The 20,867-nt window shown below is 66.1% G+C and carries 22 protein-coding genes; 10 read left to right on the forward strand and 12 right to left on the reverse strand.

Annotated elements, in window-relative coordinates; translation table 11 throughout:
- Nucleotides 1–110 precede the first annotated feature (110 nt).
- Complete coding sequence (locus K5K93_RS19610; protein WP_222388829.1) at nucleotides 111–2,279, reverse strand: M3 family metallopeptidase; 2,169 nt, start codon at nucleotides 2,277–2,279, stop codon at nucleotides 111–113.
- A 159-nt stretch (nucleotides 2,280–2,438) separates the two neighbouring features.
- Between K5K93_RS19610 and K5K93_RS19615 the strand changes: the two genes are divergently transcribed.
- Entirely contained in the window at nucleotides 2,439–2,918 is a 480-nt protein-coding gene (locus tag K5K93_RS19615) for a glutathione peroxidase (protein ID WP_032978822.1), read from the forward strand.
- Nucleotides 2,919–2,985: 67 nt separating this feature from the next.
- Here the strand turns inward: K5K93_RS19615 and K5K93_RS19620 are convergent, their stop codons facing one another.
- The 4 genes from K5K93_RS19620 to K5K93_RS19635 form a co-directional block, all read right to left on the reverse strand.
- Nucleotides 2,986–3,765 carry a ferredoxin--NADP reductase gene (locus K5K93_RS19620; RefSeq protein WP_025876750.1) on the reverse strand — a complete coding sequence of 260 codons (780 nt, stop codon included), beginning with the start codon at nucleotides 3,763–3,765 and terminating at the stop codon, nucleotides 2,986–2,988.
- A gap of 79 nt (nucleotides 3,766–3,844) precedes the next feature.
- Nucleotides 3,845–5,716 carry an ABC transporter ATP-binding protein gene (locus K5K93_RS19625; RefSeq protein WP_222388832.1) on the reverse strand — a complete coding sequence of 624 codons (1,872 nt, stop codon included), beginning with the start codon at nucleotides 5,714–5,716 and terminating at the stop codon, nucleotides 3,845–3,847.
- Between the two features lie 245 nt (nucleotides 5,717–5,961).
- Nucleotides 5,962–6,411: a carboxymuconolactone decarboxylase family protein gene (locus K5K93_RS19630; RefSeq protein ID WP_222388836.1), complete on the reverse strand. Its 450-nt coding sequence runs from the start codon at nucleotides 6,409–6,411 to the stop codon at nucleotides 5,962–5,964.
- Nucleotides 6,412–6,447: 36 nt separating this feature from the next.
- Nucleotides 6,448–7,344: an RNA polymerase sigma-70 factor gene (locus K5K93_RS19635; protein WP_222388837.1), complete on the reverse strand. Its 897-nt coding sequence runs from the start codon at nucleotides 7,342–7,344 to the stop codon at nucleotides 6,448–6,450.
- Between the two features lie 147 nt (nucleotides 7,345–7,491).
- On the opposite strand from K5K93_RS19635, the gene K5K93_RS19640 reads away from it, so the two are divergent.
- From K5K93_RS19640 to K5K93_RS19650, 3 genes are all read left to right on the forward strand, one after another.
- Nucleotides 7,492–9,009: a fumarate hydratase gene (locus K5K93_RS19640; protein ID WP_222388839.1), complete on the forward strand. Its 1,518-nt coding sequence runs from the start codon at nucleotides 7,492–7,494 to the stop codon at nucleotides 9,007–9,009.
- 250 nt (nucleotides 9,010–9,259) lie between these two features.
- Nucleotides 9,260–9,562, forward strand: coding sequence for a hypothetical protein (locus K5K93_RS19645; protein ID WP_093819214.1), 303 nt, complete (start codon nucleotides 9,260–9,262; stop codon nucleotides 9,560–9,562).
- Between the two features lie 54 nt (nucleotides 9,563–9,616).
- Nucleotides 9,617–10,252 carry a glutathione S-transferase family protein gene (locus tag K5K93_RS19650; protein ID WP_222388842.1) on the forward strand — a complete coding sequence of 212 codons (636 nt, stop codon included), beginning with the start codon at nucleotides 9,617–9,619 and terminating at the stop codon, nucleotides 10,250–10,252.
- 93 nt (nucleotides 10,253–10,345) lie between these two features.
- Here K5K93_RS19650 and arsC read toward each other — a convergent pair whose 3' ends face one another.
- The 3 genes from arsC to K5K93_RS19665 all read right to left on the reverse strand — a co-directional run bounded on the left by arsC (nucleotide 10,346) and on the right by K5K93_RS19665 (nucleotide 12,449).
- Entirely contained in the window at nucleotides 10,346–10,687 is a 342-nt protein-coding gene (gene arsC, locus K5K93_RS19655; protein ID WP_088101706.1) for an arsenate reductase (glutaredoxin), read from the reverse strand.
- A complete protein-coding gene (locus K5K93_RS19660) occupies nucleotides 10,687–11,841 on the reverse strand; it encodes a phospholipase A (RefSeq protein ID WP_093819023.1) in 1,155 nt (384 codons plus the stop codon). Before K5K93_RS19660 ends, arsC begins: the two co-directional genes overlap by 1 nt.
- A 122-nt stretch (nucleotides 11,842–11,963) precedes the next feature.
- The gene (locus K5K93_RS19665) at nucleotides 11,964–12,449 is read right to left on the reverse strand and encodes a DUF456 domain-containing protein (protein WP_093819024.1); all 486 of its coding nucleotides are present in this window, start codon (nucleotides 12,447–12,449) and stop codon (nucleotides 11,964–11,966) included.
- Between the two features lie 236 nt (nucleotides 12,450–12,685).
- Here K5K93_RS19665 and K5K93_RS19670 point away from each other — a divergent pair, with 236 nt between their 5' ends.
- Nucleotides 12,686–12,895, forward strand: coding sequence for a cold-shock protein (locus tag K5K93_RS19670; RefSeq protein ID WP_025876765.1), 210 nt, complete (start codon nucleotides 12,686–12,688; stop codon nucleotides 12,893–12,895).
- A gap of 88 nt (nucleotides 12,896–12,983) precedes the next feature.
- Here K5K93_RS19670 and K5K93_RS19675 read toward each other — a convergent pair whose 3' ends face one another.
- Both K5K93_RS19675 and K5K93_RS19680 read right to left on the reverse strand, forming a co-directional pair.
- Nucleotides 12,984–13,478: a glycine zipper 2TM domain-containing protein gene (locus K5K93_RS19675; protein ID WP_093819025.1), complete on the reverse strand. Its 495-nt coding sequence runs from the start codon at nucleotides 13,476–13,478 to the stop codon at nucleotides 12,984–12,986.
- 130 nt (nucleotides 13,479–13,608) lie between these two features.
- A complete protein-coding gene (locus K5K93_RS19680; RefSeq protein ID WP_222388845.1) occupies nucleotides 13,609–14,046 on the reverse strand; it encodes a hypothetical protein in 438 nt (145 codons plus the stop codon).
- A 79-nt stretch (nucleotides 14,047–14,125) separates the two neighbouring features.
- Here K5K93_RS19680 and K5K93_RS19685 point away from each other — a divergent pair, with 79 nt between their 5' ends.
- Nucleotides 14,126–14,953, forward strand: coding sequence for a tRNA threonylcarbamoyladenosine dehydratase (locus K5K93_RS19685; RefSeq protein ID WP_093819027.1), 828 nt, complete (start codon nucleotides 14,126–14,128; stop codon nucleotides 14,951–14,953).
- Between the two features lie 78 nt (nucleotides 14,954–15,031).
- On the opposite strand, the gene K5K93_RS19690 is transcribed toward K5K93_RS19685, so the two are convergent.
- Nucleotides 15,032–15,802, reverse strand: a complete 771-nt coding sequence (locus K5K93_RS19690) for a TatD family hydrolase (RefSeq protein ID WP_222388847.1) — start codon at nucleotides 15,800–15,802, stop codon at nucleotides 15,032–15,034.
- Nucleotides 15,799–16,014 carry a DUF6116 family protein gene (locus K5K93_RS19695; protein WP_222388850.1) on the reverse strand — a complete coding sequence of 72 codons (216 nt, stop codon included), beginning with the start codon at nucleotides 16,012–16,014 and terminating at the stop codon, nucleotides 15,799–15,801. The genes K5K93_RS19690 and K5K93_RS19695 overlap by 4 nt, the downstream gene beginning before the upstream one ends.
- Nucleotides 16,015–16,177: 163 nt before the next feature.
- On the opposite strand from K5K93_RS19695, the gene K5K93_RS19700 reads away from it, so the two are divergent.
- From K5K93_RS19700 to K5K93_RS19715, 4 genes are all read left to right on the forward strand, one after another.
- Nucleotides 16,178–17,017, forward strand: a complete 840-nt coding sequence (locus K5K93_RS19700) for a glycine zipper 2TM domain-containing protein (RefSeq protein WP_222388853.1) — start codon at nucleotides 16,178–16,180, stop codon at nucleotides 17,015–17,017.
- A 98-nt stretch (nucleotides 17,018–17,115) separates the two neighbouring features.
- On the forward strand, nucleotides 17,116–17,658 hold the full coding sequence (locus K5K93_RS19705) for a GNAT family N-acetyltransferase (protein WP_032978851.1): 543 nt from the start codon (nucleotides 17,116–17,118) through the stop codon (nucleotides 17,656–17,658).
- A 178-nt stretch (nucleotides 17,659–17,836) separates the two neighbouring features.
- Nucleotides 17,837–18,496 (forward strand): glutathione S-transferase family protein, encoded by a 660-nt coding sequence (locus K5K93_RS19710; RefSeq protein WP_093819032.1) that lies wholly within the window; start codon nucleotides 17,837–17,839, stop codon nucleotides 18,494–18,496.
- Nucleotides 18,497–18,585: 89 nt separating this feature from the next.
- Complete coding sequence (locus tag K5K93_RS19715; RefSeq protein ID WP_222388855.1) at nucleotides 18,586–20,865, forward strand: thiamine pyrophosphate-dependent enzyme; 2,280 nt, start codon at nucleotides 18,586–18,588, stop codon at nucleotides 20,863–20,865.
- Nucleotides 20,866–20,867: the final 2 nt, after the last annotated feature.

Below are 20,867 nucleotides of genomic sequence, written 5' to 3' on the forward strand. Positions count from 1 at the left end.
ATCCACGCGATGCATGGATGGGTAGATCCACGCCCTGTGTGGATGAACCAACAAAAAAAACCGCCCGGTCTCCCGGGCGGTTTTCGTTTCATGCCATGCGGTGCCGGCGATCAGTTGCCGGTGCCGGTCAGGCCACGCTTTTCCAGCAACGGTTCGATCTGCGGCTCGTGGCCAGCGAAATCGCGGAACAGCTGCATCGCATCCACGCTGCCGCCCTTGGACAGCAGGGTCGCGCGGAAGTGGTCGCCGTTCTTGCGGCTCAGGCCACCGTTGTCGCGGAACCACTTCTGGGTGTTGGCGTCGAGCACTTCCGACCAGATGTAGGCGTAGTAGCCGGCCGAGTAGCCGCCCATGATGTGGCTGAAATACGGGGTCCTGTAACGCGGCGGAACCGGCGCGTAGTAGATGCCGTCCTTCTCCAGCGCGGCGCGCTCGAAGGCCATCACGTCCTTGGCGGCCGGTACCTGGTCCGGGCCGATCTGGTGCCAGCGCTGGTCGAGCATGGCGGCGCCCAGGTATTCGGTGGTGGCAAAGCCCTGGTTGAACTTGGCCGCGGCCAGCACCTTGTCCAGCAGTGCCTGCGGCATTGCCGAGCCATTCTGGTAGTGCTTGGCGTAGTTCTTCAGGATGGCCGGATTGTCGGCCCACATCTCGTTGACCTGCGAGGGGAACTCGACGAAGTCGCGCGGCACCGCGGTGCCCGAGAAGTACGGGTACTTCACATTCGAGAACATGCCATGCAGGGCGTGGCCGAACTCGTGGAAGGTGGTGCTCACTTCATCCCAGGTCAGCAGGGTCGGCTGGCCGGCCGGCGGCTTGGGAATGTTCAGGTGGTTGGCCACCACCGGCTTGAAACCGGTCAGCTTGGACTGCGAGACGTACGAGTTCATCCACGCACCGCCGCGCTTGGAGGCGCGTGCGTACGGGTCGAAGATGAAGATCGCCAGCTGGCTGCCATCGGCATCGAACACGTCATAGACGGTGACGTCATCGTGGTAGACCGGCAGGTCGGTGCGCTGCTTGAAGGTCAGGCCGAATTCCTGGTTGGCGGCGAAGAACACGCCGTTCTCCAGCACGTTCTTCATCTCGAAGTACGGCTTCAGCTGCGATTCGTCGAAGTTGTACTTGGCCTGGCGCACCTTCTCGCTGTAGAAGGCCCAGTCCCACGGCTCCAGCTTGAAGGTCGGCTTGCCGGCGGCCTTCTGTTCCTGGTCGATCATTGCCTGCAGGTCGGCGGCTTCGCGCTTGGCGTTGGCCACCGCTGCCGGGGCCAGCTTGCCGAGCATCGCATTGACCGCTTCAGGGGTCTTGGCGGTCTGGTTGGTCAGGTTGTAGGCGGCGAAGTTGGCAAAGCCCATCAGCTTGGCCTTGTCGGCGCGCAGCTGCATGATGCGCGCGACCAGCGCGGTGTTGTCGAACTCACCGCCGCGGCTGCCGCGGGTGGTGGACGCTTCGTAGATCTTCTGGCGCAGGGCACGATTGGCCAGGTTGGTCAGCGGCGGCTGGCCGGTGGTGTTGAGCAGGGTGATCACGTACTTGCCGTCCAGGCCACGGGCCTTGGCGGCTTCGGCGGCAGCGGCGATCTGCTCCTTGGACAGGCCGTCCAGTTCCTTGACGTCGTTGACGGTGATCGCCGAAGCGTTCACTTCCGACTGCACGTTCTGGCTGAACTTGGTGCCGAGGTTGGCCAGCTCGGCGTTCATTTCCTTCAGCTTGGTCTTGTCGGCCTCGGACAGCTTGGCGCCGGCGCGCACGTAGTTGTCGTAGTACTTCTCGACCAGGCGAACGCCTTCAGCGTCCAGGCCCAGGGTGGCGCGGCTGTCATACAGCGCCTGGATGCGCGCGAACAGCTTGCCGTTGAGCGCGATCGCATCGCTGTGCGCGGCGAACTTCGCCGAATAGTCGGCCTGCAGCTTCTTGCGGGTGTCGTTGGTGTCGGCGCCGACCAGGCTGAAGAACACGGTGGTCGCGCGGTCCAGGGTGTCACCGCTCTTTTCCAGGGCGATGATGGTGTTGTCGAAGGTCGGCTTGGCCTTGGTGTTGGCGATCGCCTCCACTTCCTTCAGCTGCTGCGCCATGCCGGCGTCGAACGCCGGGGCGAAGTCGCTGTCCTTGATCTTGTCGAACTGCGGGAAATGGAGCGGCAGCGGGCTGTCGGCGAAGAACGGATTGGCCTGCTGGGCATTGGCAGCGGCGGCCGGGGCGGCAGCGCTGGCCGAATAGGCGGGCAGGGCAAGGCCGAGGGTCATGGCCACGGCAAGGGCAAGGCGGGTGGTCAAGGTCGATACTCCGGTAAGGCAAACAAGGGCCCGAGGGTAACCCGGCCCGGCGCGCGCGCACTTGTGTCAAAAGGCATGTTGGCAAAGCCGCCCTGCAGCAGGGCCACCCCATGGGTGGCTGCCCGGGTACCATGCAATCACCGCCCACGGCCCACCGCCATGACCACTGCCTACGATTTCAGCTTCCGTGACCTTGAAGGCCAGCCGCAGGCGTTGGCGCAGTACCAGGGCCGTCCGCTGCTGCTGGTCAACGTGGCCAGCCGCTGTGGCTTCACCCCGCAGTACACCGGGTTGGAACAGCTGTGGCAGGACTATCGTGATCGCGGCCTGGTGGTGATCGGCTTTCCCTGCAACCAGTTCGGTGCGCAGGAGCCGGGCGATGCTGCGCAGATCCGCCAGTTCTGTTCGATCGATTACCCGGTCAGCTTCCCGCTGTCGCAGAAGATCGAGGTCAACGGCGAGGGTGCCGACCCGCTGTGGGCATGGCTGTCGCAGCAGAAGCGCGGGCTGCTGGGTATCGCCCGCATCAAGTGGAACTTCAGCAAGTTCCTGGTCGATCGCCAGGGCCAGGTGGTGGATCGCTATGCGCCGACCACCAAGCCGGAGCAGCTGCGCGGCGGCATCGAGGCGCTGCTCTGACCGGTAGCGCCGGGCCATGCCCGGCGACCGATATCCGCCGGGCATGGCCCGGCGCTACCGAGGCGGCTTATTTCTCGACGAACGCGCGCTCGAACACGTAGTGCCCGGGCGTACCGATGCGCGGCGAAGTCTGGAAGCCACGGCTGTCCAGCACGGTGCGCAGGTCGGCCAGCATCTGCGGGCTGCCGCAGATCATCGCGCGGTCGTTTTCCGGGCTCAGCTCGGGCAGGCCGAGCGTACGCTGCATCTCGCCGCTTTCCATCAGCGATGTCAGGCGGCCCTGGTTGGGGAACGGCTCGCGGGTCACCGCCGGGTAGTACAGCAGCTTGTCGCCGACCATTTCGCCCAGGAACTCATGCTCGCGCAGTTCCTTCTCGAAATAATCGCGATAGGCCAGGTCCTTTTCGTAGCGCACACCGTGGCACAGGATCACCTTGTCGAAGCGCTCGTAGGTCTCCGGGTCCTTGATCACCGACAGCCACGGTGCCAGGCCGGTGCCGGTGCCCAGCAGGTACAGGTGCTTGCCCGGGTGCAGGTCGCTGATCAGCAGGGTGCCGGTGGGCTTCCTGCCGACCAGTACCTTGTCGCCTGGCTTGATGTGCTGCAGGCGCGAGGTCAACGGTCCGTCCTGCACCTTGATGCTGAAGAACTCCAGCTGTTCTTCCCAGTTGGCGCTGGCGATGGAGTACGCGCGCAGCAGCGGCCGCGCATCGGTCTCCAGGCCGATCATCACGAACTGGCCGTTCTCGAAGCGGAAACCGCTGTCACGGGTGAGGGTGAAGCTGAAGTAGGCGTCGGTCCAGTGGCGGACCTCAAGCACCGTTTCGGCGCCGAAAGCGGAGGACATGGGCGTATCTATCGGAAGTCGTCGGGACAATTCTATCTCAAATGAGACAGGTTCTCATTAGGCGGAACGAGAGGCGTTCTCAGCGATAACCGGCCGCCTGCAGTTCGAACAGTTCGGCATAGCGGCCGCCCTGTGCCATCAGCTGCGCGTGCGTGCCGCTGGCTTCGATCCGGCCATCGGCCAGCACCAGGATGCGGTCGGCCATGCGTACTGAAGAGAAGCGGTGGGAAATCAGCACTGCCGTACGATTATCCGCCAATTCCCTGAACCGCTGGAACACCTCGAACTCGGCGCGGGCGTCCAGTGCCGCGGTGGGCTCGTCCAGGATCATCACCTGTGCATCGCGCATCCACGCACGGGCGATGGCGATCTTCTGCCACTGCCCACCGGACAGGTCCACGCCCTGCTGGAAGCGGCGGCCGATCTGCTGGTCGTAGCCACCGGGCAGGGCAGCGATCACTTCCTCGGCCATGCCGCGGCGGGCGGCATCGGAGATCCGCGCGCGGTCGTCCATCGCTTCGACCTGGCCGACACCGATGTTCTCGCCGGCACTGAGGTTGTAGCGCACGAAGTCCTGGAAGATCACGCCCAGATTGGCGCGCAGGTCGTCCAGGTCGTAGTCACGCAGGTCGCGCCCATCCAGCAGGATGCGGCCCTCGTCCGGTTCGTACAGGCGTGCCAGCAGCTTGACCAGGGTGGTCTTGCCGGCGCCGTTCTCGCCGACCAGTGCCAGTACTTCACCCGCGCGCAGGTGGAAATCGAGGTGGCGCACGGCCCATTGCTCGGCATCGGGGTAGCGGAAGCCCACGTCCTCGAACACGAAGCCGTCGCGGATCGGCTGCGGCACGCGCACCGCGTCCTTGCGCGAATGGATTTCCGGTTCGATCTGGAAGAACGAATACAGGTCGTCCAGATACAGCGCCTGGCTGGCCACCTGCGAGAACCCGATCAGCAGGCCTTCCAGCAACTGGCGCAGGCGCAGGAAGCTGCCGGCGAGAAAGGTCAGGTCACCGATTGAGAAATCGCCACGCACCGTGCGCCAGGCGATATAGGCATACGCGGTGTAGTAGCCCAGCGTGCCCAGCGCGGCCAGCAACGTGCCCCAGAACGCCCGCCGCCGGGCAAGCGCGCGGTTGGCCAGGAACAGTGCCGCCGACAGGCTGCGGTAGCGGTCGACCAGGAACCGGTGCAGGTTGAAGATCTTTACTTCCTTGGCCGTCTCCACGCTGGCACCGAGCTGGCGCAGGTAGTCCAACTGGCGGCGCTCCGGCGTCCACAGGAAGTTGAGGCTGTAGCCGGCCGCATTGAAGTGCGACTCGCCGATGAAGGCCGGCACCAGCGCCAGCGCCAGCAGCAGGATCAGCCACGGTGCGTAGACCAGCAGGCCGACGGCCAGGCTGGCAACGGTGATCGCATCCTGCACCTGGCCGAACAGCTGGCTCATCAGGTTCATCCGGCCCATGGTCTGGCGCCGTGCGCGGTCCAGCTTGTCCTGCAGGTCCGGGTCCTCGAAATCCTCCAGGTCCAGGGTCGCTGCATGTTCCATCAGGCGCACGCTGGTGGCGTTGGCGAACAGCTCCGACAACAGCGCATCGGCATAGCTGACCAGCCGGCCGAGCAGGTCCGAGGCGATCGCCAGGCCGAATTCCAGTGCCAGCAGGCCGAGCAGTGGATTGAGCAGGCCGCTGGACAGCGCCTCGCCCAGCGGCGGAAAACCGGCTCCGTGCTGGCTCAGGTGCAGGGCGGTATCGATGATCAGCTTGCCGACGTACAACATCGCCACCGGCAGCAGCGCACGGATCAGGCGCAGCCCGAGGCTGGCCAGGGTGAGCGCGCGGCTGGTCTGCCACACCTGGCGCAGGAACGGCGGCAGGTTGCGCATCGCCTTGAAGCGTTGGCGCAGGCTGGGTTTCTTGGCGCCGGCAGCGCCGGCAATGGAAGAGGCGGGCATGCCGCCATTGTGCGCGCCTGATACGTGCAGGTGGGGTCAGGGCAGCCGTGTGGCCGCACGGGGTCGGATCCCTTTGCTGTGCAAAGGGCTCTGACCCCATCGGCCCGAATCGGGTCAGAGCCCTTCGCAATGCGAAGGGCTGGACCCACCCACATCCACGCATGGCGTGGATCTACCGTGTCGACCAAGGTCGACACCTACCAATCCAGAGCAGCGGGAACCTGACCCACCCGGCTGGCCCCCTTTTACGGCAGCGGCGGCAGCAGCCCAGCCCCCAGCCGGTTCCAGGCATTGATCACTGCAATGCCCATGCTCAGGTCACTGATGCCTTTTTCATCAAAGTGAGGTGCCAGCGCATCGAACGCCGCCTGCGACGGTGCGCCATCGGTCAACCGGGTCAGCGCCTCGGCCCAGCCCAGCGCCGCGCGCTCGCGGTCGTCGAAGAAGCGGCTTTCGTGCCAGGCGGGCAGCGTATCCAGCTTGCGCGGTTCGATGCCGCCCTTGCGCAGCGCGGTGCCGTGCATGTCCATGCAGTAGCCGCAGCCGTTGAGCTGCGACACGCGCAGGAACACCAGTTCCATCAACGTCGGATCGATCGAACTGTCATGCACCGCCTTGCTGGTGGCGAGCAGGCCCTTGAAGGCATCGGCGGCCAGGCGGGCGTAGGGAACGCGGGGAGAGGCGTGGTCGGACATTTTCGGCTCCACGGCGGCCACGGTGGCCGCCTTTCATTACAAGGACGCCGCAGCATCGCCGCGCGTGACAACCGACGGCAATTTGTTCGGATTCAGTACGCTGTACACATTGGCGATGCGGCCATCGACCACCTCGATGGTGGTGATCGAGTGCAGGTGGTCGCCGTCGAAACGCAGGATCGCCGGTTCGCCATTGACGTAGCCGAGCTGTGCCGGATGCGCCGCGCCGCGACGGGCGATGGCCCAGTACAGGCGGCCGATACGCTCGGCGCCCAGCAGTGGCCGCACCGCTGCGGTGACCACGCCACCACCATCGGAAACCAGCAGCGCGTTGGCATGCAGCAGCGCCTGGATGGCCTCGCTGTCGCCGCGCTGGGAGGCGTCCATGAAACGCGCCAGCAGCTGCCGGTGCTGGCTGGCATCGGCGTTGAAGCGCGGCCGCCCAGACTGCAGGCGCTGCCGGGCCCGGTGCACCAGCTGGCGGCAATTGGCCTCGCTGTGGCCGATCAGCTCGGCGATCTCGCGGTAGTCGTGGTCGAAGGCTTCCTTCAGCAGGAAGGCGGCGCGCTCCTCCGGTCCGAGCTGTTCGAGCAGGGTCAGGAAGGCCACGGAGACGTCGTCGGCCAGCGCGTGCAGCTGCGCGGGGCCGGGCGACGGGTCGGGTTCGAGGGTGATCGCCAGCGGTTCGGCCAGCCACGGGCCGACATAGTGGGTGCGTTCACGCTTGGCTGCCCGCAGCCGGTCCAGCCCCAGCCGGGTGGTGGTGGTCACCAGCCAGGCCTCGGGGTCGACGATGGCGGCCGAATCGCTGCCGGCCCAGCGCAGCCAGGCGTCCTGGACCACGTCCTCGGCGTCGCTGCGGCTGCCAAGAAGGCGGTAGGCCAGCGCCATCAGGCGTGGGCGGTGGGTCTGGAAGGCGGTTTCGGCGTTCATGTGGGCAAGGACGCGCCAGCGGGGCGCAGCGTGACAGAGGGCAGGATCGGATCTTGCCGGCCAGCGGCCGGCACCACCACCCCATGGTCGAGGGAGGGGGTAAAATGGGCGGATTACCCCCGCCAGCCTTCAGCAAGCGAGCAATCCGTGACATCGATCAAGCAGGAAGACCTCATCCAGTCCGTCGCCGACGCGCTGCAGTACATCTCGTACTACCACCCGGTCGACTACATCAAGAACCTCGCCGCCGCCTATGAGCGCGAGGAGTCGCCGGCAGCGAAGGAGGCGATCGCGCAGATCCTGATCAACTCGCGGATGTGCGCCGAAGGCCATCGGCCGATCTGCCAGGACACCGGCATCGTCACCGTGTTCCTGGAAATCGGCATGGACGTGCGCTGGGATGACGCCACCATGGGCGTGGAGGACATGGCCAACGAAGGCATCCGCCGCGCCTACCTGTACCCGGACAACAAGCTGCGCGCTTCGGTGCTGGCCGATCCGGCCGGCAAGCGCATCAATACCAAGGACAACACGCCGGGCGTGGTCAACGTCAAGGTGGTGCCGGGCAACACCGTGGAGGTGATCGTTGCCGCCAAGGGCGGTGGCTCGGAAGCCAAGACCAAGTTCGCCATGCTCAACCCGTCAGACTCGATCGTCGACTGGGTGCTGAAGACCGTGCCGACCATGGGCGCGGGCTGGTGCCCGCCGGGCATGCTCGGCATCGGCATCGGCGGCACTGCCGAGAAGGCGATGCTGCTGGCCAAGGAAGCGCTGATGGAGCCGATCGACATCACCGAGCTGCAGGCCCGTGGTGCGTCCAACCGCATCGAGGAGCTGCGTCTGGAGTTGTACGAGAAGGTCAACGCACTGGGGATCGGTGCGCAGGGCCTGGGTGGCCTGACCACCGTGCTCGACATCAAGATCAACGACTACCCGACCCACGCGGCCAACCTGCCGGTGGCGATGATCCCGAACTGCGCCGCTACCCGCCATGCGCACTTCACCCTGGATGGCAGCGGCCCGGTGATGCTGGACCCGCCGTCGCTGGAAGACTGGCCGAAGCTGACCTACGACGCGTCCAAGGGCAGCCGCGTGGACCTGGACACGATCACCCCGGAAGACGTGGCCAGCTGGAAGCCGGGCCAGACGCTGCTGCTCAACGGCAAGCTGCTGACCGGCCGCGACGCCGCGCACAAGCGCATGGTCGACATGCTCAACAAGGGCGAGGAACTGCCGGTCGATCTGAAGGGGCGCTTCATCTACTACGTCGGCCCGGTCGATCCGGTGCGCGACGAAGTGGTAGGCCCGGCCGGTCCGACCACCGCCACCCGCATGGACAAGTTCACCGAGCAGGTGCTGGCACAGACCGGCCTGCTGGGCATGGTCGGCAAGGCCGAGCGCGGTCCGGCCGCGATCGAGGCCATCAAGAAGCACAAGTCGGCCTACCTGATGGCCGTCGGTGGTTCGGCTTATCTGGTGTCCAAGGCGATCAAGGCGGCCAAGGTCGTCGGCTTTGCGGACCTGGGCATGGAAGCGATCTACGAGTTCACCGTGGAAGACATGCCGGTGACCGTGGCCGTCGATTCCACCGGCGAGTCGGTGCACAAGACCGGCCCGCGCGAATGGCAGGCCCGCATCGGCAAGATTCCCGTCGTGGTGGAGTGATCGGCGCGGCGTCGACCACGTCCGTCCGATTGCAGAACGGCGCCCGGGTGGCGCCGTTCTTCGTTTAACGATTGCAACCGCGCGGCTTTGCTAGGGTGTGCGCGTTGCCAGGGAAGGAAAGCTGCTTGTGCATCAAGGAATACGCAGTGTTTTCGCCGCAGTCGCCCTTGCCTGGCAGTCTGCCGTTCTATTGAACAAGGAGCGTCCTGTGAACCCGTTGCGCAGCTTTTCCCTTGTCATCCTGCTGGTCATGGCCGGCTGCAGTACGTCATCTTCGTCGTATGGCGGTGGCGGCGGCTTCAGTGCCGGTGCCCAGTGCCAGATGCAGTGCCAGGCCAGCTATCGCAGCTGCATGGCCGAAGGCCAGGGGATCGGCAGCCGCCAGTCCAGCTGCGAGCAGCAGGTGGCACCCACGCCGGACCACCGCTGCAAGGACATCGAGCATCCGGAACTGCGTCGTTCCTGCGAGTTGAAGGCGCACGACTGTACGCTGCGGGCACCGATGATGGGCTGCGGCGAGCGGCGTGATACCTGCATGAGCACCTGCGGCTGACCGCGCCGGGGACAGCGCGCATAATCAGCCGTTCCCCGCCCAGGACAGGTCCTAATGCGCACCACCTTGTATGGTTCCCCCAGCACCGCCTCGCTGGTGGTGCATTGGCTGCTGATCGAGCTCGGCATCGAGCACGAACTGCTGCTGCTCGATTTCGATACGCGCGAGCACAAATCAGCCGGCTATCTGGCGCTCAATCCGGCGGGCAGGGTGCCGACCCTGTTGATCGACGGCCAGGTGCTGACCGAGGCGGCCGCGATCGCGCTGTATCTGGCAGACCGTCATCCGCAGGCAGGGTTGTTGCCTGCCGTCGGCACGCCGGAACGCGGCGAGGCCTATCGCTGGATGTTCTGGTGCGCCAACACCGTGCAGCCGGCCTACCGCGCCTGGTTCTATCCGCATGAAGCAGCGGGTGGCGAGTGCATCGAGGCTGTGCGTACGATGGCACGGCAACAGCTGGAGGCGGCGTGGCAGCACGTTGCCGCACACCTGCAGGACGGCGGTCCCTACCTGCTCGGCGATGCGCCGGGCGTGGTCGATTTCATGCTGGTGATGTTGATGCGCTGGTCACGCAACATGCCTACCCCCAGCGACCACTGGCCGGTGTTGAAGGCGTATGCGGACCGACTGAAGGCGCGCCCGGCGTTCGCCGAGGTCTATCGCCGCGAAGGCATCACCGACTGGCGGTAACCCGTTTTGTAGGGCCGGGCCATGCCCGGCTGCATTTACGGGTGGCACGCGAACCGCAGCCGAGCATGGCTCGGCTCTACCAAAGCGGGCGGGTTACAGGATCTCCAGCACCGTTTCCGGTGGCCGGCACAGGCGGGTGCCCTTCGCGGTGCGTACCACCGGGCGGTTGATCAGCCGTGGGTGGGTGGCCATCGCGGCCAGCAGGGCGTCGTCATCGCTTCCCTGCAGGCCCAGTGCGGCAAACTCGGGTTCCTTGCTGCGCACCAGCCCGGTCGCGGCCAAGCCGGATTCGGCCAGCACCTGGCGCAGCGTGGCCACGTCGGGCGGGCTGCCGAGATAGTCGATCACCACCGGTTCGAAACCGGCGTCGCGGATCAGCTTGAGCGCCCCGCGCGAGTTGCTGCACGCGGGGTTGTGCCAGATCGTCACATCCATCAGAACCACTCCAGCAGGGACACGCCGACGCCGACGTAGGTCGCCTTGTGGTTGTAATCGATCAGGCTCTCGCCATAGCCGTCGAAGATCTGCACATGGCCGCGCAGCAGATTGCTGATCGGGAAGCCGTAGTCCAGCTGCAGCGCGCCGTGCGAGCGGTCACCGGTGCGCAGCGAATGACGTGCCATCAACGAGACTTCGTGACCCTTGTGGTTCCAGGTCAGGGTCGCGTCGCCGCGGCCCATGTAGTCCTCGATGTCCGGGTTGTTGTCGTCGCTGCGGGTCTCGGGAATGCGGTACCAGGGACGCAGCACCAGTGCCCAGTTCTCGCGGTCCAGGCCGACGTTGAGGATCACCCGGTTCCAGCTGCGCGACAGCGGATCGGCACGGCCGTTGGACTGGTGGTTGAGGCTGATGCCGGTCATCCGCCCACGCCAGCCACCGATCGAGTAGCCGTTGCGGAACACCATCATCACTTCCGGCTCGTAGTTGGTCTCGCGGAACGGGCGCGAGTCCTCGCCGTTGTAGGCCTGCCAGCGCGAACTCTGGGTATAGCCCGCCCAGACATCGCCGTTGTCGCCGAACAGGTTCTCGGCGATCTTGGTCTTGAAGCTGATCTGGAACTTCAGCTCGGCGCTGTCCAGCACCTGCGGGGTGGTCACGCTGTTGGCCGGGTTCGGCGAGTGCGGCATGGTGTTGCGGTCGCTGGTCCAGAATGCCGGCAGCAGGTACACCGGCTTGTACGCGCGCAGCTGGAACGGGCCCAGCTTGGAGTCCTCGGCCAGTTCCCAGCGGCTGTCCAGCAGCGAACCGCGGCCGGCATTGGCCAGTGCGCTGTCCGGCGCTTCGGACCGGAACAGATCGCTGACACGCTCGCGCAGCTTCTCCTCGCCCTGGCTCACCCGCGTGGTGTTGCGCTGCTCGCGGCGCGCCTGTGCAGCGGCTTCGGCGGCCGCGTCGGCTTCGGCGGTGGCCTGCGGCGTGCGCCCGAACTGGCGGTCGTAGCAGGCCAGGCGGGCGGCATCGGTGGTGATGGCCGCGCAGGCGGCCGGCGAGGCCTCGGCGCTGGGCGCGAATTCCTGGGCAGCCACAGGCGCGCTGGCCAGCGCCAACGCCAGTGGTGCAAGGCGGGGAAACAACGGAGAGAGGGTCATTGCAGCAGGCCCTTCGGAATGAATGCGGAAAGAGGGACAGTGTGGCGGCTGCATCCGGTAACGGCCAGCCCCACGGGTTTATGCCCGGCGTGTGCGTGCGCGCTGCGTGAAGGCCGCATGCCTCACAGGAACCAGGCGAAGGCGAACAGGCCCAGCATCGCGATCACCAGCGCCAGCTTCAGCGCCAGGCCCAGCAGGATGCCAAGCCAGGTGGCCAGCCCGACCTTGGTCGAGCGGCCGAGCTCGCGGGTATGCCAGTACTCGCCCAGCAGCGCGCCCAGCAACGGCCCGGCGAACAATCCGATCGGCATGAAGAACAGGCCGACGATGCTGCCAATGAAGGTGCCCCAGAGCGCTTTGCGGCTGGCGCCCACGCGCTTGGCGCCAACGACGGTGGCCAGTACGTCGACCAGCAGCGACAGCGCGGTAAGCAGGCCGAGGATCAGCAGGGTGGGCCAGCCGACATGGACGAAGCCGTCTGCCCAGGCGGCCAGCACCAGCCCGACGAAGACCAGTGGGATGCCCGGCAGGGCCGGCAGGACGATGCCGGCGATGCCGATGAGGACAAAAATGACCGCTAGCAGATACAAGATGAATGAGAGGTCCATGCTGTCCAGTATGGTTGTCTTTTTGGGGTTGACAGTGAAGGGTTTTTTCCAGTTGCTTTTTTGTTTTGGTCGGGTTAAGTTGCAGTCGCTGAGCTTGGCAAGGTCACCGTGGATCGTGGCCTGATGAAGCAAGATCATTCCGATCCGCTGCATCGATGCACCTCGCTTCCCCCTTGCTTGTCAGCCGCCCAACAGGCGTATCCAACAACAAGAGAGAGTCAAAGGGAGTTAGTGAGATGGCTGATCGCGAGAACGGTACCGTGAAGTGGTTCAATGATGCCAAGGGCTTCGGCTTCATCAGCCGGCAGAATGGCGAGGACGTGTTCGTGCACTTCCGTGCCATCGAGACCCAGGGCTTCAAGAGCCTCAAGGAAGGCCAGGCTGTGAGCTTTGAAGTGGTGCAGGGCCAGAAGGGCCTGCAGGCTGACAAGGTCCAGCCGGCGTAATACCTGCCGCTTGCCGGCATGAAAAAGGCCCGCGCAAGCGGGCCTTTTTTTGTTGCTCCGGTTCTGATCGGCCGGGGCCCGCTGCCGTTCAGCGCAGGATGACCTTGCCGTTGACCACGCGGACATAGGTGTTTTCGCGGATGCCGCCGAGGTCGCGCTGGTTGACCACGATGGTGCGGCCGTCGTCCATGCGCACGCTGATGTCATACGTATCGCTGGTGACGTTCTTCTGGATCTGGTTGCCAGCCAGTGCACCACCCACGGCGCCGGCGGCGGCGGCGATGTTCTTGTTGCCGCGGCTGCCGCCGGTGTGGTCGGAGATCTCATGGCCGGCCACCGCACCGACGATGCCGCCGAGGATCGCGCCGGTGGCGGAGGGCGCGGTACGGCCGGACTGCACGGCACTGATGCGGGTGACGATGCCGCAGTCCGCGCAGCGGCCCTGGTTGTAACCGGAGTTGTTGCCGTAGCCGCCGTTGTTGTAGCCGTTGTTGTAACCACCACCACCGTAGCCTGGCGAGGTGGCACAGCCGGCCAGGCCGACGGTTGCAATGACACTGGCGGCGATGAGCTGGATCTTCATGGGGCATCTCCTGGCCGTGAAGGCGGGTGCGTTGGGTGGTACTGCGTCATGCAGCAGGGTGAGCGAATCCTCCTCTTTCCAACGTGAACAAGGCGCCAACCACCTCGGCGTTCGCCCACTCGAAGATGAATCAGCGGAAGTCCTGATGACAGGCCCGGCAATCGTCCTGCATTGCCTGGACCTGCTGCGCCAACGCGTTGCAGTCGATGGGCGGGCTGGCCAATGCCGCATTGAGATCGGCCCGGTACTGGCTGGCGTGCTGCTGGAACTGCCGGCTGTCCTTCAATCCGGGGAAGGCCTGGTCCAGATCGTTGGACAGCAGGCGCAGCACCTGCACGCGCGGGACGCTGTCGGCCAGGCTGCAGCGGTTCTGCTGCTGAGCCTGCTGCAGCAGATCCGCCTGTCGCTGCATCACCTGCATCAGGCTGTCCGGGAACGGATCGCGGCGTGCCTGCAGTGCGCGGCCGACCATCACCGTGGCAATCAGGCCGATCAGCAGGCCCAGGCCGAGCACGAACAGATAGCGGTGGGCGGTGGACGGGCGGCGGGGTGGGCTGGCACTACTCATGGCGGGCGCTCCGGGCGTGCAACGGTGGGTTCGGTGTCGTCGTGCTGTAGTCAGGGGACCTGCACGTTAAAATAGCCCGATGAACGAACAGGTCAAACAACGCTTCGCCGGTATTGAACGGCTGTATGGCGTCGGCGCGCTCGAGCGCCTGCAGGGCAGCCGTGTTGCCGTGGTCGGCATGGGCGGCGTCGGCTCGTGGGTGGTGGAGGCGCTGGCGCGCTCGGCGGTGGGCCATCTGGCCCTGATCGATGCCGATGACATCTGCGTATCCAATACCAACCGCCAGCTGCCGGCGCTGGAAGGCAACTACGGCCGCAACAAGGCCGAGGCCATGGCCGAGCGCTGCCGGGCGATCAATCCGCAGATCGAGGTCGACGCCGTGCAGGCGTTCCTGACCCCGGCCAACATGGCCGAACTGCTGGACCGCGGTTTCGACCTGGTGATCGATGCCTGCGACAGCTTCCGGGTGAAGGTGGAGACCATCGCCTGGTGCCGCCGCCGCAAATTGCCGTTGCTGACCGTCGGCGCGGCCGGCGGCCGTACCGATCCCACCCTGGTGCGCATCCGTGATGTCTCGCGCACCGAGCATGACGCGATGCTGGCGCTGATCCGCAAGAAGCTGCGCAGTGAATTCAACTTCCCGAAGAATGCCAAGCGCTATTTCGGCGTGCCGGCGGTGTATTCGCTGGAGAACGTGAAATATCCGCAGGCCGACGGCAGCGTCTGTGGCCTGCGGCCGAACCTGGGCGCGGATGCGGCCCTGAAGCTCGATTGCGGCGCTGGCCTGGGCGCGGCCACCCACATCACCGGCGCGTTTGCGTTCGCGGCCGTGGGCAAGGCGCTGGAGATGCTGCTGGAGCCGAGGAAGGTGAAGGCCGAAGTGGCCGAGGATCACGCCGACGCGTGATCGGTAGCGCCGGGCCATGCCCGGCGAGCGCACAGCGCGACCAGCACAATGCCGCCGGGCCTGGCCCGGCGTTACCGGTCAGGCCGGCAGGTTGAACAGCCGCCGTGCGTTGTCCGTGGTGGCCTGCGACACGGCGTCCAGTTCCATCCCGCGCAGCGCGGCGATGTGGCGGGCGATGACCGCCAGCCGCGCCGGCTCGTTGCGCTGGCCACGGATGCCCGCGTCGGGCTGGTCCGGCGCATCGGTCTCCAGCAGCAACTGTTCCAGCGGCATCTCGCGGACGAGCCGCTGCAGGCGCTGCGCACGCTCGTAGGTGAGTGGTCCGCCCAGGCCGAGCAGGAATCCCAGCTTGTGCAGCTGCGCGGCCTGTTCCGGGCTGCCGGAAAAACTGTGCACCACCCCGCGCAGGCCACCGATGCGGCGGATCGCGGTGATCACCGCATCCACTGCACGGCGGGCATGCACGATCACCGGCAGATCGAACTCGCGGGCCAGCGTCAGCTGGCCGAGGAAATACTCATGCTGCGCCTCGGCATCCAGGCCCTCGACGAAGAAATCCAACCCACATTCGCCGATCGCGCAGGGGCGCTCCTGTTCGATCCATTCACGCAGTTGCGGCAGGTGTCCAGGCCGGTGCTGGTGCAGGAACATCGGGTGCAGGCCATAGGCGGGGTAGAGCCCCGTCGCCTGCTGGCAGACCTCACGCAGCTTCGGCCAGCTGGTCGCAGTGACGGCCGGAACCACCTGCATCTGCACGCCGGCAGCGCGCGCGCGGTCGATGACCGCCGCGCGATCGCCATCGAATTCGCCAGCATCCAGATGGCAGTGGCTGTCGACCAGCAGGTTCAACGCTGCTCCAGGGGAGGGGGTGTGGCCGCGCTCCGGCTCTTCCAATTGGCCAGCAGCAGGGTGCCAAAGCCCAGCACCAGTTCGTCGACGAACGGAATCGGGTCGGGGATGAACAGGGTCAGCACGAACAGGCCGGCGGTCAGCTTGAACAGGGTGGGGTAGCGCAGCCGGCGTGCCCATTGCAGGACCGGCAGCAGCATCGGGTTGGCCATGGCGGAGGTCCTCCTGGGGAATGTGCAAACGCTACCACGGGCCCAGCATTTCCAGATGCTGAATGGGTTACGGCGACGAGCAGGAAATGTGGAGATTCCGTTCAGGCACCGCATGCTGCAATCTGGCCTGAGAACGTTGCGGACGGTCCGCAAGGAGCAGGTCATGAAAAGCACAACTACAACTGTCCTGGTCGCAGCGGGCGCGCTGCTGGTCGGTGGTATCGCAACCGCCGCCTTCATGAAGAGCGGCGACAAGTCGCCCGAGCAGCTGAGCGCCGGAAATCCGAGTGAATCGCGCCTGGTCGATGGCAACGCCACCGACGATGGCGCGCGCGGCAACGCAGTGGACGCCAGCGCGCCGCGCGGCCTGGAATACGCCGATGTGCTGAAGGTCGATCCGATCACCGAGAAGCAGAAGGCCTATGCCACCGTGATCGGCACCGATCCGGTACGCGAGACGTCCACCACCCAGACCCCGCATGAGGTCTGCCAGGACGTGGTGGTGCAGGAACGCCTGCCCGAGCGTGACGGCAACGTCGGTGGCACCGTGGTCGGCGCCGTGGTTGGTGGCCTGCTGGGCAACCAGGTCGGCGGCGGCAATGGCAAGAAGGCCGCGACCGCTGCCGGTGCCGTGGCCGGCGGCTTCATCGGCAACCAGGTCGACAAGCGCCATGTGGGTGGCCGTGTGGTCAACCGCACCGAGCGCCAGTGCCACACCGAAACGGCGACCTCCGAGTCGAGCCGTGTCACCGGCTACAACGTGACCTACCGCAATGAAGACGGCACCACCGGCACGATGCGCATGGGCAGCAAGCCGGGCAACCGCATTGCCATGGGCACCAGTGACGTGGTCAAGGGCTACAACGTGACCTACCGCTACGACGGCGCAGAGAAGACCGTGCGCATGGACAACAAGCCGGCCAGCGATCGCCTGCCGGTGGTGGATGGGCAGCTGGTCACCCAGACGGCTGCAGCCGGCGACGCGACCGCGAACCGTCAGTAATTGTCCGGCAACATCGGTAACGAACAGGCCAGCCTCTGCTGGCCTGTTTTTTTATGGGTGGGGTTCATCCACGCGTGGTGTGGCTCTACCATGACGCCATGAGCATCTTTGACCTGCGCATCGAAACCGAACGCCTGATCCTGCGTCCGCCGCAGCGGCAGGACTACGCCCCCTATCTGGCGTTCTGCGCCGATGAGGAGGTGATGCGCACGCTGGGCGGTGTGCAGGCACCCTCGGTGGCATGGCGCAGCTTCTGCAGCCTGGCCGGCGCATGGCAGCTGTTCGGCTTCTCGATGTTCAGCGTGATCGAGAAATCCAGCGGTGAATGGATCGGTCGCATGGGGCCGTGGCAGCCGCAGGACTGGCCCGGCACCGAGGTCGGCTGGAGCATCCGACGGGCCAGCTGGGGCAAGGGCTACGCACCGGAGGCGGCGATCGCAGCCATCGACTGGGCGTTCGATACGCTGGGTTGGGACGAGGTGATCCACACCATCGCCGAAGACAACGAGAACTCGAAGGTGGTTGCACGCAAGCTCGGCAGTACGCTGCTGCGCATGGGGCAGTTGCCACCGCCCTATGAAGGCAAGCCGCTTGAAATCTGGGGGCAATCGCGCGGGCAGTGGCAACAGCGCGCACGCTGAGCGCTGTCCGGTAGTGTCGGCCGCTGGCCGGCAGTCGCCCCAATCCAGCTGCATCGAGGTTGCCGGCCAGCGGCCGGCACCCCCGCATCGCCATGCTGCACCCGCGCTTGGCAATCGCCAGATGGCTTGCCAGACTGCGGGCAGCCGGCTGCAGGCCGGGACCTCCCTGGAGCAGGCAATGGTGGAAGAACGCAGTGCGTTGACGGTGCATGGCATGTCGGTCTCGGGCAATTGCCACAAGGTGCGCCTGTTGCTGGAGCAGCTCGGCAGCCGCTACCGCTGGGTGGAGGTGGACAGCGCCCACGGCCAGACCCATACCGCGGAATTTCTCGCCCTCAATCCCAATGCCAAGGTGCCGTTGATCGTGCGCGACGACGGCCGCGTGCTGACCGAATCCAATGCGATCCTGTTCTGGCTGGCCGAGGGAACGCCGTATCTTCCCGCCGACGGTTGGCAGCGTGCGCAGGCATTGAGCTGGATGTTCTTCGAGCAGTACACGCATGAACCCTGCGTGGCGGTGGCACGCTTCATCCGCGGTTGGACGCCGGCCGACTCGCCACGCCGTGCCGAACTGCCGCGCCTGCATGAGCGCGCTGCCAGCGCGCTGGCCGTGATGGAGCAGCATCTGCGGCAGGCGCAGTGGTTCACCGGCGATGACTACGGTATCGCCGATATCGCTCTGTTTGCCTATTCCGATGTCGCCGCAGACGGTGGCATCGCACTGGATCCATTCCCGCAGGTACGGGCCTGGTTGCAGCGGGTACGTGCGCAGCCTCGCTTCGTGCCCATGCCCGCGGTGACCGCCGAGGTGCGCGCGCGGTTCAACGCACCGGATTGATTCCCCTGCAGCGTCGGGCGTGCTCGACCAGGGGAAGGGTCGGGCAGGCCTGGCGTTACGGTCTGCAACAACGGCACGGAGGGTGTTCGATGTTCGCTGTGGTTCCTGATCCCATTCCTGCACGCATGCGTGGCCTCAACCGCGCCGAGGTCTGCGACGCCAATTTCCTCGAGGCCGTGCGCGACTGGCGCGGCATCCCGCGTCCGCGCCCGGCGCCGGATGCGCCGATCCTGCCGGGCAGCACCCTCACCGCCACCGCCTTTGGCGAACTGTTCGAATCGCAGCTGCTCAGTCGCCAGCTGGACCTGATGGCGCGCGTGCTGCGCGTGCAGAACAAGGTTTTCTACACCATCGGCTCGTCCGGCCACGAAGGCAACGCGCTGCTTGCGCGCGCCTGCCGGCACACCGATCCTGCCTTCCTGCACTACCGTTCCGGTGCGTTCATGGCCGAGCGTGCGCGGCTGGCGCCCGGCATGGATCCGGTGCGCGACGCCGCGCTGTCCTTCGCCGCCAGTGCCGATGATCCGGCCAGCGGCGGCCGTCACAAAGTGTGGGGCAGCAAGCCGCTGTGGGTGCTGCCGCAGACCTCGACCATCGCCTCGCACCTGCCCAAGGCGGTGGGTACCGCGCTGGCGATCGAGAGTGGCAGGCGCCTGAGCCAGCCGCTGCCGATTCCCGCCGACAGCATCGTGATGTGCTCTTTCGGCGATGCGTCGGCCAACCATGCCACCGCCCAGACTGCGTTCAATACCGCGATGTGGTCGGCCTACCAGAAGCTGCCGGTGCCGATCCTGTTCGTGTGCGAGGACAATGGCCTGGGTATTTCGGTGAAGACCCCTGAAGGATGGATCGCAGAGCGCTTCAGCCGGCAACCGGGCCTGGACTATTTCTTCGCCGATGGCCTGGACCTGGCGGCCGGACACGCGCAGGTGCAGGCGGCGGTCGAGCATTGCCGGCGCATGCGTCGGCCCACCTTCCTGCACCTGCGCACCACGCGGTTGATGGGCCACGCCGGTACCGACTTCGAAGTGGAATGGCGCGCATTGGCCGAGCTGTGCGCGGCCGAGGCGCAGGACCCGCTGCTGCGCTCGGCGCAGATCGCGCTGGAATCGGGCTGGATGGATGCGGCGGGCGTCGAGGCCGCCTATGAAACCCTGCGCGCGCGCTGCATGGCCGCCGCCATCGATGCTGATACGCGGCCGAAGCTGCAGACATTGCAGGAAGTGATCACGCCGTTGGCACCCTATACGCCGGCAGCGGTGCAGGCCGAGGCCGAGCGCGTGGCGCCCATCGAGGCCCGGCAGGCACTGTACGGCGGCGCCGATGCGCTGCCCGAACGGCAACCGCCGCGGCATCTGGCGATACAGATCAACCATGCGCTGCAGGAGCTGCTGGGCAAGTACCCGCAGGCGCTGTTGTTTGGCGAGGACGTGGCGCAGAAGGGCGGCGTCTACACGGTGACGCGCGACCTGCTGCGCCGTTTCGGCCCGCGCCGGGTGTTCAACACGCTGCTGGACGAGACCATGATCCTGGGCATGGCCCAGGGGCTGGCCAACATGGGCATGCTGCCGATTCCGGAAATCCAGTACCTGGCCTACCTGCACAACGCCATCGACCAGGTACGTGGCGAGGCCTGCTCGCTGCAGTTCTTCTCCAACGACCAGTTCCGCAACCCGATGCTGGTACGGGTGGCCGGGCTGGGCTACCAGAAGGGGTTCGGCGGCCATTTCCACAACGACAATTCGATCACGGCGCTGCGTGACATTCCGGGGCTGGTGATGGGCTGTCCGTCGCGTGGCGATGATGCGGTGATGATGCTGCGCACATTGGCGGCATTGGCCCGCGTGGATGGCCGGGTAGCGGTGTTCCTTGAACCGATCGCCCTCTACATGACCAAGGATCTGCACGTGGCCGGCGACGGCCAGTGGTTGTTCGACTACCCCGCACCCGGGCAGGCGCTGGTGCTGGGCGAGGGCAGGGTGTACGCGCCGGATGCCAGCGATCTGGTGATCTTCACCTATGGCAACGGCGTGCCGATGGCGCTACGCGCAGCGGTCGCCATCGAGCAGCAGCTGGGCTGGCAGGTGCGTGTGGTCGACCTGCGCTGGCTGGTGCCGTTGAATGCGGCCTTCATCGGCGCCCAGGCCGCCACCGCGCAACGGGTGCTGGTGCTGGATGAGGGGCGCCAGAGCGGCGGCATCGGCGAGGGCGTGATCACCGCGCTGGTCGAGGCCGGCCACGGCCACCTGCCATTGCGCCGGGTCTGCGGTGCCGATACCTATACGCCGCTGGCGGGGGCAGCAATGTTCGGGCTTCCAAGCGACAATGCGGTGATTGGCGCCGCCCTCGACCTGGCGCAGGAACCCTGATG

It is taken from the genome of Stenotrophomonas sp. DR822 (assembly GCF_019793815.1).
Classification (GTDB): Bacteria; Pseudomonadota; Gammaproteobacteria; order Xanthomonadales; family Xanthomonadaceae; genus Stenotrophomonas; species Stenotrophomonas indicatrix.

Excerpts from the sequence above, each read along its gene's own strand:
- K5K93_RS19680 (WP_222388845.1), bottom strand. The coding sequence starts at position 14,046 with ATGAGTAGTGCCAGCCCACCCCGCCGCCCGTCCACCGCCCACCGCTAT.
- K5K93_RS19710 (WP_093819032.1), top strand. The coding sequence starts at position 17,837 with ATGGTGGAAGAACGCAGTGCGTTGACGGTGCATGGCATGTCGGTCTCG.
- K5K93_RS19620 (WP_025876750.1), bottom strand. The coding sequence starts at position 3,765 with ATGTCCTCCGCTTTCGGCGCCGAAACGGTGCTTGAGGTCCGCCACTGG.
- K5K93_RS19670 (WP_025876765.1), top strand. The coding sequence starts at position 12,686 with ATGGCTGATCGCGAGAACGGTACCGTGAAGTGGTTCAATGATGCCAAG.
- K5K93_RS19685 (WP_093819027.1), top strand. The coding sequence starts at position 14,126 with ATGAACGAACAGGTCAAACAACGCTTCGCCGGTATTGAACGGCTGTAT.
- K5K93_RS19625 (WP_222388832.1), bottom strand. The coding sequence starts at position 5,716 with ATGCCCGCCTCTTCCATTGCCGGCGCTGCCGGCGCCAAGAAACCCAGC.
- arsC (WP_088101706.1), bottom strand. The coding sequence starts at position 10,687 with ATGGATGTGACGATCTGGCACAACCCCGCGTGCAGCAACTCGCGCGGG.
- K5K93_RS19615 (WP_032978822.1), top strand. The coding sequence starts at position 2,439 with ATGACCACTGCCTACGATTTCAGCTTCCGTGACCTTGAAGGCCAGCCG.
- K5K93_RS19645 (WP_093819214.1), top strand. The coding sequence starts at position 9,260 with ATGGCCGGCTGCAGTACGTCATCTTCGTCGTATGGCGGTGGCGGCGGC.
- K5K93_RS19700 (WP_222388853.1), top strand. The coding sequence starts at position 16,178 with ATGAAAAGCACAACTACAACTGTCCTGGTCGCAGCGGGCGCGCTGCTG.
- K5K93_RS19695 (WP_222388850.1), bottom strand. The coding sequence starts at position 16,014 with ATGGCCAACCCGATGCTGCTGCCGGTCCTGCAATGGGCACGCCGGCTG.
- K5K93_RS19665 (WP_093819024.1), bottom strand. The coding sequence starts at position 12,449 with ATGGACCTCTCATTCATCTTGTATCTGCTAGCGGTCATTTTTGTCCTC.
- K5K93_RS19650 (WP_222388842.1), top strand. The coding sequence starts at position 9,617 with ATGCGCACCACCTTGTATGGTTCCCCCAGCACCGCCTCGCTGGTGGTG.
- K5K93_RS19660 (WP_093819023.1), bottom strand. The coding sequence starts at position 11,841 with ATGACCCTCTCTCCGTTGTTTCCCCGCCTTGCACCACTGGCGTTGGCG.
- K5K93_RS19635 (WP_222388837.1), bottom strand. The coding sequence starts at position 7,344 with ATGAACGCCGAAACCGCCTTCCAGACCCACCGCCCACGCCTGATGGCG.
- K5K93_RS19630 (WP_222388836.1), bottom strand. The coding sequence starts at position 6,411 with ATGTCCGACCACGCCTCTCCCCGCGTTCCCTACGCCCGCCTGGCCGCC.
- K5K93_RS19705 (WP_032978851.1), top strand. The coding sequence starts at position 17,116 with ATGAGCATCTTTGACCTGCGCATCGAAACCGAACGCCTGATCCTGCGT.
- K5K93_RS19715 (WP_222388855.1), top strand. The coding sequence starts at position 18,586 with ATGTTCGCTGTGGTTCCTGATCCCATTCCTGCACGCATGCGTGGCCTC.
- K5K93_RS19675 (WP_093819025.1), bottom strand. The coding sequence starts at position 13,478 with ATGAAGATCCAGCTCATCGCCGCCAGTGTCATTGCAACCGTCGGCCTG.